Here is a 14329-nt window from a genome sequence, read left to right as displayed (position 1 = left end):
ATAGTCACTCATGTAGCTCTGGTTACAAACTTATACCAGGGTGACTCCAAATGAAACTCCTCCATCTCGACTCCAGCGTGCTCGGCCCCCACTCCGTGTCCAGGCAGGTCTCCACCGCCATCGTCGACCGGCTCCGGCAGGCGACGCCCTCACTGGACATCACTTATCGCGACCTGACCCAGACCCCGCTGGCCCACCTCTCCGGCTCGCACCTTGCCGCCGCGCAAGGCGCGCCCGCACCGGCGGAACTCGGACCCGACCTTGCCGCAAGCGCAGCCGCGCTGGACGAGTTCCTGGCCGCCGACATCGTCGTAATCGGCGCGCCCATGTACAACTTCACGATTCCGAGCCAGCTCAAGGCCTGGATCGATCGCATCCTGGTGGTGGGGAAGACTTTCAAATACGGCGCAGCCGGGCCCGAGGGGCTCGCCGGCGGCAAGCGCGTGATCGTGGCGATCTCACGCGGCGGCTATTACGGCGTCGAAACGCCCTACGCAGCCGGCGAGCATCTCGAAACCCATCTGCGCTGGGTGTTCGGGTTCATCGGTATCACGAACGTCGAGTTCATCCCCGCCGACGGCATCCAGGTCGGACCGGATCACCGCGAGAAGGCGCTGGCGGGTGCGCTCCAGGCGGCAACAAGTCTTCGCGCGGCCTGAGATCATGCCGACATCATCAGTCGCCGGGGCCTTGCCTGCGGCGGCTGATGGACGGCGGCCGGTCTGCGAGGCTAAAACCAGGCGCCTTGCATGCCCAGGATGACGGCGACGAGCGAGACGAACAGGCCGATGCCGGCGAACAGAACCACTCCGATGAGTTCGGACGTATTGGAGCGTTTGGCCGGAACGGCGGAATTCTCGGTATAAATGCGGGGTGCTGAAATCGATGAAAAAATGCGGGCTGCTTTTGGCATATCGGACTCCCTTGAAATGAGTCTTGTGCCCCCTGCCCGTAAAAATGTCTTGGCAGCTGGCGCGAAGGTTCAACGCCTCACGCAAGGTTCAGGAAAATACAGCTCGGCAGGTGCAGGAATCTGCCGGCGCAATCGCAATGATCGCGCCGACTGATTCAATTTTCACTTCACTTGATCAACCGCGATAGATCGGCGCGCCGCTCGGCGAGGCCACCGCGCCGCCGTCGACGAAGATCTCCTGGCCCTGCACATGCGCGGAATCATCGGAGGCAAGGAATAGCACCGTCTTCGCAACGTGATCGGTTTCGCCGATGCGCCCCAGAGGCGTCGACAGCGCGATCCGCTTCTCGAACGCCTTCTCGGCTTCCGGTGTTGCCGTTGCAGGTCCCCAGATCGGCGTGCGGGTCGCGCCGGGCGCGACCACGTTGACGCGGATGCCGCGCGGCGACAGCTCCGAGGCCATGATCCGCGCCATCGCGCGCACGCCGGCTTTCGCCGCGCCATAGGCCGAGTAGCCGGGAATGCCGAGCACGGAGATCACCGAGCCGTTGAGGATGATCGAGGCATTGTCGCTGAGATAAGGCAGTGCCGCCTGCACCGTGAAGAATACACTTGTCAGGTTCGTGCTGATGACCTTCTCGAAGACCTCGAGCGTGGCAGAGCCGAGCGGCGTGCCGCCGGCGATGCCGGCGTTGGCGAACACGATGTCGAACTTGCCGAACTTTTCGGCGCCCTGCTTGATCGCAGCTTCCGTCGCCGCGATGTCGGTGGCGTCGGCAGCGAGCGCGAGCGCGTTCGGCCCGAGCTCCTTGGCCGCCGCCTCCAGAGTCTGTTTGTTGCGTCCGGTGATCACCACCTTGGCGCCTTCGGCCACGAACAGCTTGGCCGTTGCCAGCCCGATGCCGCTGTTGCCGCCGGTGATCAGGGCCGTCTTGTTCTTCAGTCTCACGTTCGCCTCCAGTGGTTGCATCATAAAACTATGTTGCCATCTAGGGCATATGGTTTTATGATGCAACCACACAAGCGCGTGATCGGCCCGACGATCGTGCGAACGCGACAGGACGGAACGATGGTGAAACGAACCAGCTTCGAGGGCGATGCCTGCCCGATCGCGAGGTCGCTGGACGCGCTTGGCGATTGGTGGTCGCTGCTGATCATCCGCGAGGCGCTGTTTGGCCTGCGCCGCTTCGGCGAATTCCAGAGCAAGCTTGGCATGGCCAAGAACATCTTGTCGGTCCGGCTGCGCTCGCTGGTCGACCACGGCATCCTGGCAACCGCCCCCGCCTCCGACGGCAGCGCCTATCAGGAATATGTGCTGACCCCGAAGGGCCGCGGCACCTTCCCGATCCTGGTGGCGCTCAGACAATGGAGCGAGGAGTTCGACGATCACCCTAAGGAGATCGCGACCGTGTTGGTGGATCGCGCCAAGCACCGCCCGGTGAAGAAGCTCGAAATGCGTGCGGAGGACGGACGGCTGCTTACGCCCGCCGACACCATGTTGAAGCCGCGGCCGCCGCGGCGGCGGTCGGCGTGATGACGCACGGTTGCCACCACAGCGTCATTGAGCGCAGCGAAACAATCCAGATTGCCACTGCGGAAAGGCTCTGGATTGCTTCGCTGCGCTCGCAATGACGGCTTGAAAGGACTTGTACAAAATACAGACGGCGTCGAAGATGCTCAAATAGCCGAAAGTGGCACCCATGCCCCTGCTCGCCATCGTCTATTTTTCCATCTCCGGCACCACCGAGTCGCTGGCGCATGCAGTGGCGCGCGGAGCGGATGGCATTGCGCACGTCGCGCTGTGTCGCATCACGGGCGACGATATCGTGTCGGGCCGCTTCCAGAATGAGAGCTTATTGGAAACGATCGACCGCGCCAGCGCCGTCGCATTTGGCAGCCCGACCTACATGGGCGGAGCAGCGGCGCAATTCAAAGCCTTCGCAGACGCCTCAAGCGACCGGTGGACCCAGCAGCGATGGGCCAACAAGTTCGCAGCCGGATTCACCGCGGGCGCTCTCGCGGGGGGCGATCAACTCCACACCTTGACCTACTTCTCCATTCTGGCTGCGCAGCACGGCATGCTCTGGTGCGGGCTGGATATTCCGGGCGGGGAGGATCCGAGCGGCCGGAATCGGTTGGGCAGCCAACTTGGCTTGGCTACCCACTTGGTTGGCGGCTTGTTACCTCAAAGCGACGTCAGCACGGCCGAATATCTCGGCCAGCGATTGACGGCAACGGCCAGCCGCAACGGCTAACGTCATCGTCATTGAGCGCAGCGACTTGTCCGCCGAAGCCTTGGCGAAGGCGGAAGCAATGCAGAATCTCTCCGCGGAGACAGTCTGGATTGCTTCGCTGCGCTCGCAATGACGGGGATGGAGCAGCGCTCTCAACTCTTTGACCGTCGACCTGAGGCGCTCGTCCTGCAAAGCAGGGCGAGCCTCAGGACGACGGGTTGGGTAGTGCCCTCACGACAGCTTGCGCTTGCTCCGCAGCCTCACATGCTCGTCGGCCTCGAGCTTGGTCATGCCTAGGAGATAATGCAGCACGTCGAGCTTGTGGCGCTCGGCGAGCTTGCGCAATGCCCCGACCTGCTCGGCGATGAAGGCGACGGCTTCGTCCACGCCGCCCTCCCCCGGTTCCTCGTGACGCGAGCCTCCCGGCGCGCCTGATGCGGCGCGCGCCCGTTTCTTTCCTGGCTTAGTCACCAGACCCCACCCGAATCCATGCCCCGCAGAAACATTACGCCGATAGCGATCGCAACTCCAAGGTGGTATTTTGCAACTTTCTCGATATGAAACTTTTCCCTTCCGGGCGACCTTCAACAGCCCTCGATTTGACAGGACCCGCCTCACCACCCATGTTCGGGGCGAAACGGCCGACCCGAGTCCTTTCGTTTTCGGCCTCAGATTTTCCCGTAAGTTACTGGAACTACATGAATATCGTCATTGTGGAGTCGCCGGCGAAAGCCAAGACGATCAACAAATATTTGGGCTCGTCCTATGAGGTTCTGGCCTCGTTCGGCCATGTCCGTGACCTGCCCGCGAAGAACGGCTCCGTCGATCCCGACGCCAATTTCAAGATGATCTGGGAGGTCGACCCCAAGGCGGCCGGCCGGCTCAACGACATCGCCAAGTCCCTGAAGAACGCCGACCGCCTGATTCTCGCCACCGACCCTGATCGCGAGGGCGAGGCCATCTCCTGGCACGTGCTGGAGGTGCTGAAGGAAAAGCGCGCGCTGAAGGACCAGAAGATCGAGCGGGTGGTGTTCAACGCCATCACCAAGCAGGCGGTCTCGGACGCGATGAAGCATCCGCGCCAGATCGACGGCGCGCTGGTCGACGCCTATATGGCGCGCCGCGCGCTGGACTATCTGGTCGGCTTCACCCTCTCCCCGGTGCTGTGGCGCAAGCTGCCGGGCGCCCGCTCCGCCGGCCGCGTGCAGTCGGTGGCGCTGCGCCTCGTGTGCGACCGCGAGCTCGAGATCGAGAAATTCGTCGCGCGTGAATATTGGTCGCTGATCGCGACCCTGCTTACCCCGCGCGGCGACGCGTTCGAGGCCCGTCTCGTGGGCGCGGACGGCAAGAAGATCCAGCGCCTCGACATCGGAACCGGCGCGGAAGCCGAAGACTTCAAGAAGGCGCTGGAGACGGCCGCCTACGCCGTGACCTCGGTAGACGCGAAGCCCGCCCGGCGCAATCCGCAGGCGCCCTTCACCACCTCGACGCTGCAGCAGGAAGCCAGCCGCAAATACGGCTTTGCGCCGGCGCACACGATGCGCATCGCCCAGCGCCTCTATGAAGGCATCGACATCGGCGGCGAGACCACCGGACTCATTACTTATATGCGTACCGACGGCGTGCAGATCGCCCCCGAGGCGATCACCCAGGCGCGCAAAGTGATCGGCGAGGATTACGGCAACGCCTATGTGCCGGACGCTCCGCGCCAGTACCAGGCCAAGGCCAAGAACGCCCAGGAAGCGCACGAAGCGATCCGTCCGACCGACATGTCCCGCCGCCCCGACAGCATGAGCCGCAAGCTCGACGCCGACCAGGCGCGGCTTTACGAGCTGATCTGGAAGCGCACCATCGCAAGCCAGATGGAATCGGCCGAGCTCGAGCGCACCACCGTCGACATCACGGCGAAGGCAGGCTCTCGCACGCTGGAGCTGCGCGCCACCGGCCAGGTGGTCAAGTTCGACGGCTTCCTCGCGCTCTACCAGGAAGGCCGCGACGACGAGGAGGACGAGGACTCCCGCCGCCTGCCCGCGATGAGCCCGAACGACGCGCTCAAGCGGCAGAGCCTGTCCGTCACCCAGCATTTTACCGAGCCGCCGCCGCGCTTCTCCGAGGCCTCGCTGGTCAAGCGCATGGAAGAGCTCGGCATCGGCCGGCCCTCGACCTATGCCTCGATCCTGCAGGTCCTGAAGGACCGCGGCTACGTCAAGCTGGAGAAGAAGCGCCTGCACGGCGAGGACAAGGGCCGCGTCGTGATCGCGTTCCTGGAAAGCTTCTTCAGCCGCTACGTCGAATACGATTTTACGGCGGGTCTCGAGGAGCAGCTCGACCGCATCTCCAACAACGAGATCTCCTGGCAGCAGGTGCTGAAGGATTTCTGGACCGGTTTCATCGGCGCCGTCGACGACATCAAGGATCTGCGCGTCGCGCAGGTGCTCGACGTGCTCGACGAGATGCTCGGGCCGCACATCTATCCGCCCCGTGCCGACGGCGGCGACGTCAGGCAGTGCCCGAACTGCGGCACCGGCCGGCTCAACCTGAAGGCCGGCAAGTTCGGCGCCTTCGTCGGCTGCTCAAATTATCCGGAGTGCCGATACACCCGCCAGCTCGCCGCCGATGGCGAGGCCAGCGCCGACCGTTCGCTCGGCCAGGATCCCGACACCGGCTTCGATGTCTGGGTCAAGGCCGGCCGGTTTGGTCCCTATATCCAGCTCGGCGAGCAGAAGGATTATGCGGAAGGCGAGAAGCCGAAGCGCGCCGGCATTCCGAAGGGCACGTCGCCCGGCGATGTCGAGCTCGAGCTTGCGCTGAAGCTGCTTTCGCTGCCGCGCGAGATCGGAAAACATCCGGAAACCGGCCAGCCGATCACCGCAGGCCTCGGCCGCTTCGGGCCGTTCGTCAAGCATGAGAAGACCTATGCCAGCCTGGAGGCCGGCGACGAAGTGTTCGACATCGGCCTCAACCGGGCGGTGACGCTGATCGCGGAAAAGGTCGCCAAAGGCCCGAGCCGCCGCTTCGGCGCCGATCCCGGCAAGGCGATCGGCGATCATCCCTCGCTCGGCACCGTCACCGTGAAGAGCGGCCGCTACGGCGCCTATGTCACCGCCGGCGGTGTCAACGCGACGATCCCCGCCGAGTTCGAAAAGGACACCGTCACGCTGGCACAGGCGATCGCGCTGATCGACGAGCGGGCTGCCAAGGGCGGCGGCAAGAAGCCGAAGAAGGCAGCGAAGCCGGCCAAGGCCAAGAAGACTGCAGAGAAGGCTGCGGACGGCGATGACGCCACGCCGAAGAAGAAACCGGCCGCGAAGAAGGCGGCCAAATCGAAAACTGAATCCACCAGCAAGGCGCGCGCAGCCGTGTCGTCGACCGCAAAAACGTCGCCGACCAAGGCAGCCGTCCCCAAGGCCCCGGCCAAGAAGAGTGCCGGCAAGACTTGAGATCAAGAATTAGAGGTTAAGTGAAACGCAAGAATGACCGTGGCTTTCCCGACAGGCAAGCCATCGTCGCCTTCATCAAGGCAAATCAAGGAAACGTCGGCACCCGCGAAATTGCGCGCGAGTTCGGCCTGAAGAACGCCGATCGCGTCGAGCTCAAGCGCATATTGCGCGAGCTCGCCGACGACGGAACCATCAAGAAGAAGCGCCACAAGGTGTCCGAGCCGGACGCGCTGCCGCCGACGCTGGTCGCCGATATTACCGGCCGCGACCAGGACGGCGAATTGATCGCCTCCCCCACCGAATGGGACGAGGTCGAGAGTGGCGAGCCCCCCAAAATTCGCATCCAGATGCCGCGCCGGCCAAAGCCAGGCACCGTCGCCGGCGTCCGCGATCGCGTGCTGCTACGCGTCGAGCCGACGTCCGAGACCGAAGGCCCCGCCTATCGCGGCCACATCATCAAGGTCTTCGACAAGGCCAAGAGCCGCATCCTCGGCGTGTTTCGCAGCCTGCCCGAAGGCGGCGGACGGCTCGTGCCCGTCGACAAGAAGTCCGCGGACCGCGAGCTGAACATCGCCGCGGCCGACACACACGGCGCGCAGGACGGCGATCTCGTCAGCGTCGACATCGTCCGCACGCGCAGCTTTGGGCTGGCGTCCGGCCGGGTGAAAGAGAAGCTCGGCTCGGTCAAGTCGGAGAAGGCGATCAGCCTGATCGCGATCTACGCCCACGACATCCCGCTGCAATTCTCGCCCGCCGCGATGCGCGATGCGGAAGCGGCGGAGCCGGCCAATTTGAAGGGCCGCGAGGATTGGCGCGACGTGCCGCTTCTCACCATCGATCCGCCCGACGCCAAGGATCACGACGACGCGGTGCACGCGCAGCCCGATGAAGATCCCAACAACAAGGGCGGCTTCATCGTCAACGTCGCCATTGCCGATGTCAGCTTCTACGTCCGGCCGGGCAGCGCGCTCGACCGCGACGCGCTCGACCGCGGCAATTCCGTCTATTTCCCCGACCGCGTCGTGCCGATGCTGCCCGAGCGCATCTCGAACGATCTCTGCTCGCTGGTGCCGGGCGAGCCGCGTGGCGCGCTCGCGGTGCGCATGGTGCTCGGCCCCGACGGCCGCAAGCGCTCGCACAGCTTCCACCGCATCCTGATGCGCTCGGCGGCCAAGCTGAGCTACGCGCAGGCGCAGGCCGCGATCGACGGCCGGCCTGATGACACCACCGGCCCCCTGCTCGATCCGATATTGAGGCCGCTCTATGCCGCCTATGCCTGCGCCAAGCGCGCCCGCGACGAGCGCGATCCGCTCAATCTCGATCTGCCCGAGCGCAAGATCCTCCTGAAGAGCGACGGCACGGTCGACCGGGTCGTCGTGCCCGAGCGCCTCGACGCGCACAAGCTGATCGAGGAGTTCATGATCCTCGCCAACGTCGCAGCCGCCGAGATGCTGGAGAAGAAGTCGCTCCCGCTGATCTACCGCGTGCATGACGAGCCGACCCTGGAAAAGGTCCACGCACTCGCGGAATTTCTGGAGACGCTCGACGTTCCCTTCGCCAAATCAGGCGCTCTGCGTCCCACCACATTCAACCGCGTGCTGGCCCAGCTCGAAGGCCATGATTATTACCCGCTGGTGAGCGAGGTCGTGCTGCGCGCCCAGGCGCAGGCCGAATACTCTTCGGAGAATTACGGGCACTTCGGCCTGAATTTGCGCCGCTACGCGCATTTCACTTCGCCGATCCGCCGCTATGCCGACCTCGTCGTGCACCGCGCGCTGGTCCGAGCGCTCGGTCTCGGCGAAGGCGCCCTGCCCGACAGCGAGACGCCGGAAAGCCTCGGCGAGGTCGCAGCCCACATCTCGGTGACCGAGCGCCGCGCGATGAAGGCGGAGCGCGAGACCGTCGACCGGCTGATTGCCCATCACCTGGCTGATCGCATCGGCGCGAGTTTCCAGGGCCGGGTCTCCGGCGTCACCCGCGCCGGCCTGTTCGTCAAGCTCGCCGAGACCGGCGCCGACGGCCTGATCCCGATCCGATCCCTCGGCACGGAATATTTCAACTATGACGAGAGCCGACACGCCCTCGTCGGCACGCGCAGCCGCACCATGTATCAGCTGGGGGACGTGGTCGACGTCCGCCTGATCGAGGCAGCGCCGATCGCGGGCGCGCTGCGCTTCGAGCTGCTGTCGTCCTCCAGTGAGACCGCGCCGCGCGAACGCAGACCATCCGGTCCGCAGCGCCGCCCCTCGTTCAAGGCGCAGCCCGGACGCAGCCCGGATAGAAAACGCAAGCGGGCGAAGCCAAAATCCGGCAAGGGGAAGAAGGGCCAGGGAAAGAATAAAGGAAAGAACAAGGGCAAAGGCGGCGGTAAAAAGGGCAAAGCATGGTGACGATGAGCACGGCCCCAAAAACCTGGACGCGCGAGGCGGGTCTCGTCGAGAAGCGCGATCTCTGGGCGGCGATGAAGCGCGGCTTTCGCGGCCGCTGCCCGCGCTGTGGCGAGGGCAAACTGTTCCGCGCCTTCCTGAAGACCGCAGACGATTGCGCCAAATGCGGCCTCGATTTCACGCCGCACCGCGCCGACGATCTGCCCGCCTATCTCGTGATCGTCATCGTCGGTCACATCGTGGTGCCCACGATCCTCTGGATCGAGACCAATTACACGACGCCGGTCTGGCTCAGCTTCGCGGCCTATCTGCCCTTCACCTTCGTCGCCTCGCTCGCGCTGCTGCAGCCGGTGAAGGGAGCTGTGGTCGGCCTGCAATGGGCTCTGCGCATGCACGGGTTTGACGAGAACCCTCCGGATGGTATTCCGCCGGTGTAAGCAAGAAGTAAAAAGCGTTGGGTGAGGACATGACGGATATTGCGCAAGTCGCGGAGAAGGCCAAGGTCCACGAGGAGAAGGAAGCCGATCATCATCCCTATTTCCGTCCGAGGGATGCGGCAACGCTGATCCTGGTCGACCGCAGCGGCGCCATTCCGAAAGTGCTGGTCGGCAAGCGCCACGACAAGGTGGTGTTCATGCCCGGCAAGTTCGTCTTCCCCGGCGGACGCGTCGACAAGGCCGACTATCGCGTGCCCTGTGCTGCGCCCATCACCGCCGAACTGGAGGCCAATCTCGCCAAGGGCAGCCCAAAGACGCCGGCCTCGCGCGCGAAGTCGCTCGCCATTGCCGCGATCCGCGAGGCCTGCGAAGAAACCGGCCTCTGCCTCGGGCGGACGGCCGAGGGCAAAGTGTCAAAACTCGACGGCCCCTGGAAGCCGTTTGCCGATGCGGGCCTGCTGCCCGATCCCTCCAGCCTGTTCCTGATCGCGCGCGCGATCACCCCGCCCGGCCGCGTCAAGCGGTTCGACACGCGCTTCTTCACCGCGGACGCCTCCGCGATCGCCCACCGCGTCGACGGCGTGATCCATGCCGATGCCGAACTGGTCGAGCTGGTCTGGGTCGAGCTCGGCTCCAAGCCGCTGGCCGATTTGCATCCGATGACGCGCAACGTGCTCAACGAGCTCCACACCCGCCTTGCCACCGGCCCGCTGCGCCACGATGCGCCGGTGCCGTTCTTCCATTTCTACGGCGGCAAGATGCAGAAGGATATTTTGGGCTAAAGCATGATCCGGAAAAGTGCGCAGCGGTTTTCCGAAAAGATCATGCTTAAAACAACAACCTAAGTGCGATGACGATTCATCCTCATCGCATCGCGCTTTAGTCAGTCCTCGTCCGGCTCGGTGCCGACATAATCGCGCGTCGGCAGCTTGAGGACGCGGCCGATCTCGCTTGCGAGCTGGTCCGCCTCCTCACGACGCGTGAAGCTCTGAAGTGTGATCGGCTCGATGCCCTTGTTGCCGCAGAGATTGACGTCGTACGTCCTCAGATCCGTATCGTAGTCGTCGATGACGCTGATGAAGTGATAGTCGGCGAGATTGCGCGACGAGCGAATGTTCAGCGGGCCGAACTGCCTGGTGATCACGATCTGGCGCAGCGTCTCGTTGAGCACGACGAAGTAGCGGAACGTCAGCAGGATGATGCCGGGGATGCCGACGAGCAGCCCGAACCCCGTGAACACCAGCACCGGCACGAGATCGTCGGCGAGCCTTCCGAAGCCGAAGAAATCCTGGCGCAGGCCGAGCGCGACATTCCACAGCAGATAGCCGCTTGCCGCCAGCAGCGGCAGCGACAGCAGCCGGCCGACCCATGGCATGGGCCGGTCGATGCGGACGATGCCGCCGTCCAAGGTCATTGCGCCGGCCATGAAGGGTCTCCTCGCGGGGTCATGGCTTGGTCGGCGCGAGCAGCGGATTGGTTCGAAGAGACGCCTCGATGCGGGGCTGGACAAGCCGCTCTGGGTCGGGCTCGGCTCAAAACCGCTCGCCAATCTGCATCCGATGACGCGCAACCTGCTCAACGCGACAGCCCGCTCCGCCGCGATGCGCCGGTGCCGTTCTTCCATTTCTATGGCGGAAAGATGCGACGAGATGTGCTAGGTGAATAAAAGAGCGCTTAGAAACAACCGGAGGATCGGATGATGCGCTTCGTAAGGCCTCTGCTCGCTTCCGTGGCGTTGTACAGCCTGCTCTCGCCGTCCGCCCATGCGGAGCTCGACGTCGCCAGGTTGAAGCAAACCATCGAGACCGCCTTCGAGAGCGAATATCCGAAGCTCGACGCGCTCTATAAGGACATCCACGCCCATCCCGAGATTGCCTTCCAGGAGGAGAAGACTGCGGCGAAACTCGCCGGCGAGATGCGTGCGATTGGTTTTGAAGTCACCGAGCACGTCGGCAAGACGGGCCTTGTTGCCATCTACAGGAACGGTGACGGTCCCACCATCATGGTTCGCACCGAGCTTGATGCGCTACCCATGGAGGAGAAGACCGGCCTGCCCTATGCCAGCCGCGACAAGCAGATCTGGCAGGGCCGCGAGACATTCGTCGCCCATAGCTGCGGCCATGACATCCACATGGCGAGCTGGGTCGGCACGGCGAAGACCCTGGTCGGCATCAAGGACCAGTGGCACGGTACGCTGATGTTCATCGCGCAGCCCGCCGAGGAAGAGGTCGCGGGCGCAAGGGCGATGATCGCCGATGGCCTGTTCACCCGCTTTCCGAAGCCCGATGCGGGATTTGCCCTGCACGACGGCAGTGGGGCCTACGGCTCCGTGACCTACAGGGTCGGGGTCGGATCGTCGAATGTCGACGGTCTCTTCATCAGATTCGTCGGCCGCGGCGGTCATGGCGCGATACCGCAGGCGACCATCGATCCCGTGATGATGGCATCGCGCTTTGTCGTCGATGTCCAGAGCGTGATCAGCCGCGAGAAGGACCCGACCGAATTCGGCCTTGTCACCATCGGCGCGATCCACGCCGGCACCGCCGGCAACGTCATCCCCGACGAGGCCAGGGTGATCGGCACGATCCGCAGCTTCAAGCCGCAGGTGCGCGCGAGGATGCTGGCCGGGATCGAGCGAACGGCGAAAGCGGTGGCGGCGATGGCGGATGCGCCTGCGCCCGAAATCCACCTCGACGAAGGCACCAAGGCGGTAGTGAACGATGCCGCGGTGGTCGGCCAGGCCGAGCGGGTGCTGAAAGCGGCCTTCGGCGACAAGCTCAACGTCAGCCCTGCGAACACGACCAGCGAAGACTATTCGGAATATGTCAACGCCGGCGTGCCGTCGATGTTCTTCAACATCGGCGTTTATGAGCCCGACCGCGTCGCCGCCGCGCGCAACGGCAGTGGCCCGCCGCTTCCCGGCAATCACTCGCCGCAATTCGCCCCGGTGCCGAAACCGACCATCCAGACCGGCGTCACCGCGATGACGCTCGCCGTGCTGAGCGCCTTCGATCAAAGGGCCCGGGGGCAGTAGCCCTCCTCGGTGTGCGCGGCTTGATGGATTCTCAGATGCGCAATTGCGCATCGTGGCTCGCGCGAAGGGGCGCGCCCCGGAATGACGCGATTGTGCTGAGCGGACATCGAAAAACGAAAAAATCTTCCCGCCTCCCCCAATGGCGCAGCTCCCCGGCGTCCCTATGTCTTTCCTCAGCGTCACCAAGAACGGACACCGGGCGATGGCACAACGGCAACTCAAGCTTGGCGCGTTCATGCGCCCGATCAGCATCCACACCGGGGCCTGGCGCTATCCCGGGGCCTGGCCTGACGCCAATTTCAACTTCTCGCACATCAAGCAGCTGATCCAGAAGCTCGAGGCCGGCAAGTTCGACGCCTTCTTCATGGCCGATCACCTCGCCGTGCTGAACATGCCGGTCAATGCGCTCAAGCGCAGCCACACCGTCACCTCGTTCGAGCCGTTCACGCTGCTGTCGGCGCTCTCGGCGGTCACCGACCGGATCGGCCTGATCGCGACAGGCTCGACCACCTTCGACGAGCCCTATCACGTCGCGCGGCGCTTCGCCTCGCTCGACCATCTCAGCGGCGGCCGCGCCGGCTGGAATATCGTTACGACATCGAACCCGGACGCGGCCCTGAATTTCGGCCTCGACGATCACATGGAGCATGCCGAGCGCTACAAGCGCGCCCGCGAGTTCTACGATGTCGTCACGGGCCTGTGGGACTCCTTCGCCGACGATGCCTTCGTGCGCGATGTCGAGAGCGGGCTATTCTTCGATCCTTCGAAAATGCATACGCTCGATCACAACGGCAAATATCTGAAGGTACGTGGCCCCCTCAACATCGCGCGTCCCGTGCAGGGCTGGCCGGTGATCGTGCAGGCCGGCGCCTCCGAGGACGGCAAGCAGCTCGCCGCCGAAACGGCGGAAGCCGTGTTCACCGGCGGCGGCAGCCTCGCCGACGGACAAAAGCTCTATGCCGACATCAAGGGCCGCATGGAGACCATCGGCCGCGATCCCGAGCACCTGAAGATCCTGCCCGGCGCCTTCGTCGTGGTCGGCGACAGCGTCGATGAGGCCAAGGAGAAACGCGCGCTGCTCGACAGCCGCGTGCATTACGATAGCGCCATCGCCTCGCTCTCGGTCATCCTCGGCACCGATGCCTCGGGCTTCGATCCGGACGGCCAATTGCCTGACATCCCCGAGACCAACGCCAGCAAGAGCGGCCGGCAGCGCATGGTCGACCTCGCCAAGCGCGACAAGCTCACCGTGCGCCAGCTCGCCCAGCGCGTCGGCGGCTACGGCGGGCTGTCCTTCGTCGGCACCGCCAAAACCATCGCCGATCAGATGGAGGAATGGCTGGTCGGGCGCGGCTCCGACGGCTTCAACATCATGTTCCCGTTCCTTCCCGCCGGCCTCGACGATTTCGTCGACAAGGTGGTCCCGGAGCTGCAGCGGCGCGGGATTTTCCGCAAAGAGTATGAAGGCCCCACTTTGAGGGAGAATCTGGGCCTGCCACGGCCGAAAAATCGGTTCTTCGAGGGATAATCGGGCCGTTTTGGGTGGTTTCTGCCCCCTAAAACCTTGACATCAGGCGGTTTCTGGCTAGGTTGCCGGCCAACGCGGGCCGTTTGGCCGGCTCCAGATTCCCCAATTTTCTGAGGTTCAGAACATGGCCAAAGCGGTCACCATCAAGGTCAAGCTCGTGTCCTCGGCCGACACCGGCTTCTACTACACCGCCAAGAAGAATTCGCGCACCATGACCGACAAGCTGGTCAAGAAGAAGTACGACCCGGTCGCGCGCAAGCACGTCGAATTCCGCGAAGCCAAGATCAAGTAAAAGATCAAGTCAGATCGCGGACAAGCATTGAAGCGTTTTGCGGGGCCCTTTCGGGCCCCGTTTC

At 64.2% G+C, this 14329-nt stretch carries 14 protein-coding genes and 1 pseudogene; 11 read left to right on the top strand and 4 right to left on the bottom strand.

The annotated features are described in order from the left end of the window. Positions 1 to 50: 50 nt before the first annotated feature. Complete coding sequence (locus CIT37_RS18110; protein WP_095426306.1) at positions 51 to 659, top strand: FMN-dependent NADH-azoreductase; 609 nt, start codon at positions 51 to 53, stop codon at positions 657 to 659. Between the two features lie 71 nt (positions 660 to 730). Here CIT37_RS18110 and CIT37_RS18105 read toward each other — a convergent pair whose 3' ends face one another. After that, positions 731 to 913, bottom strand: coding sequence for a hypothetical protein (locus CIT37_RS18105; protein ID WP_028143939.1), 183 nt, complete (start codon positions 911 to 913; stop codon positions 731 to 733). A 175-nt stretch (positions 914 to 1088) separates the two neighbouring features. Further along, the gene (locus CIT37_RS18100; protein WP_026202489.1) at positions 1089 to 1862 is read right to left on the bottom strand and encodes an SDR family oxidoreductase; all 774 of its coding nucleotides are present in this window, start codon (positions 1860 to 1862) and stop codon (positions 1089 to 1091) included. Between the two features lie 120 nt (positions 1863 to 1982). On the opposite strand from CIT37_RS18100, the gene CIT37_RS18095 reads away from it, so the two are divergent. Then, the gene (locus CIT37_RS18095; protein ID WP_028143940.1) at positions 1983 to 2447 is read left to right on the top strand and encodes a winged helix-turn-helix transcriptional regulator; all 465 of its coding nucleotides are present in this window, start codon (positions 1983 to 1985) and stop codon (positions 2445 to 2447) included. Positions 2448 to 2613: 166 nt separating this feature from the next. Beyond that, on the top strand, positions 2614 to 3168 hold the full coding sequence (locus CIT37_RS18090; protein WP_095426305.1) for a flavodoxin family protein: 555 nt from the start codon (positions 2614 to 2616) through the stop codon (positions 3166 to 3168). A 210-nt stretch (positions 3169 to 3378) separates the two neighbouring features. Here CIT37_RS18090 and CIT37_RS18085 read toward each other — a convergent pair whose 3' ends face one another. Beyond that, positions 3379 to 3534, bottom strand: a complete 156-nt coding sequence (locus tag CIT37_RS18085; protein ID WP_240536454.1) for a hypothetical protein — start codon at positions 3532 to 3534, stop codon at positions 3379 to 3381. Between the two features lie 311 nt (positions 3535 to 3845). On the opposite strand from CIT37_RS18085, the gene topA reads away from it, so the two are divergent. Genes topA through CIT37_RS18065 form a run of 4 tightly spaced genes read left to right on the top strand, consistent with a single transcriptional unit; the run spans position 3846 to position 10193 of the window. Next, on the top strand, positions 3846 to 6587 hold the full coding sequence (gene topA, locus CIT37_RS18080) for a type I DNA topoisomerase (RefSeq protein ID WP_095426304.1): 2742 nt from the start codon (positions 3846 to 3848) through the stop codon (positions 6585 to 6587). A 20-nt stretch (positions 6588 to 6607) separates the two neighbouring features. Then, positions 6608 to 8977, top strand: coding sequence for a ribonuclease R (rnr, locus tag CIT37_RS18075; protein ID WP_095426303.1), 2370 nt, complete (start codon positions 6608 to 6610; stop codon positions 8975 to 8977). Beyond that, entirely contained in the window at positions 8971 to 9411 is a 441-nt protein-coding gene (locus CIT37_RS18070) for a DUF983 domain-containing protein (protein ID WP_095426302.1), read from the top strand. The genes rnr and CIT37_RS18070 overlap by 7 nt, the downstream gene beginning before the upstream one ends. 29 nt (positions 9412 to 9440) lie before the next feature. Further along, entirely contained in the window at positions 9441 to 10193 is a 753-nt protein-coding gene (locus CIT37_RS18065) for an NUDIX hydrolase (RefSeq protein ID WP_028143946.1), read from the top strand. A gap of 101 nt (positions 10194 to 10294) precedes the next feature. Here CIT37_RS18065 and CIT37_RS18060 read toward each other — a convergent pair whose 3' ends face one another. Further along, the gene (locus CIT37_RS18060) at positions 10295 to 10837 is read right to left on the bottom strand and encodes a hypothetical protein (RefSeq protein WP_095426301.1); all 543 of its coding nucleotides are present in this window, start codon (positions 10835 to 10837) and stop codon (positions 10295 to 10297) included. Between the two features lie 67 nt (positions 10838 to 10904). On the opposite strand from CIT37_RS18060, the pseudogene CIT37_RS18055 reads away from it, so the two are divergent. The 4 genes and pseudogenes from CIT37_RS18055 to rpmG all read left to right on the top strand — a co-directional run. After that, a pseudogene (locus tag CIT37_RS18055) lies at positions 10905 to 11077 on the top strand (NUDIX hydrolase); the annotation flags it as partial. Between the two features lie 30 nt (positions 11078 to 11107). Beyond that, positions 11108 to 12445 (top strand): amidohydrolase, encoded by a 1338-nt coding sequence (locus tag CIT37_RS18050; protein WP_028143949.1) that lies wholly within the window; start codon positions 11108 to 11110, stop codon positions 12443 to 12445. A gap of 202 nt (positions 12446 to 12647) precedes the next feature. After that, positions 12648 to 13973: an LLM class flavin-dependent oxidoreductase gene (locus CIT37_RS18045; protein ID WP_028143950.1), complete on the top strand. Its 1326-nt coding sequence runs from the start codon at positions 12648 to 12650 to the stop codon at positions 13971 to 13973. Between the two features lie 124 nt (positions 13974 to 14097). Further along, entirely contained in the window at positions 14098 to 14265 is a 168-nt protein-coding gene (rpmG, locus tag CIT37_RS18040) for a 50S ribosomal protein L33 (RefSeq protein ID WP_008139339.1), read from the top strand. Positions 14266 to 14329: the final 64 nt, after the last annotated feature.

The sequence above is a fragment of the Bradyrhizobium ottawaense genome, assembly GCF_002278135.3.
Taxonomy (GTDB): domain Bacteria; phylum Pseudomonadota; class Alphaproteobacteria; order Rhizobiales; family Xanthobacteraceae; genus Bradyrhizobium; species Bradyrhizobium ottawaense.
The sequence above is the reverse complement of the archived record's forward strand: the minus strand, read 5'-3'. Positions and strand labels throughout refer to the sequence as shown.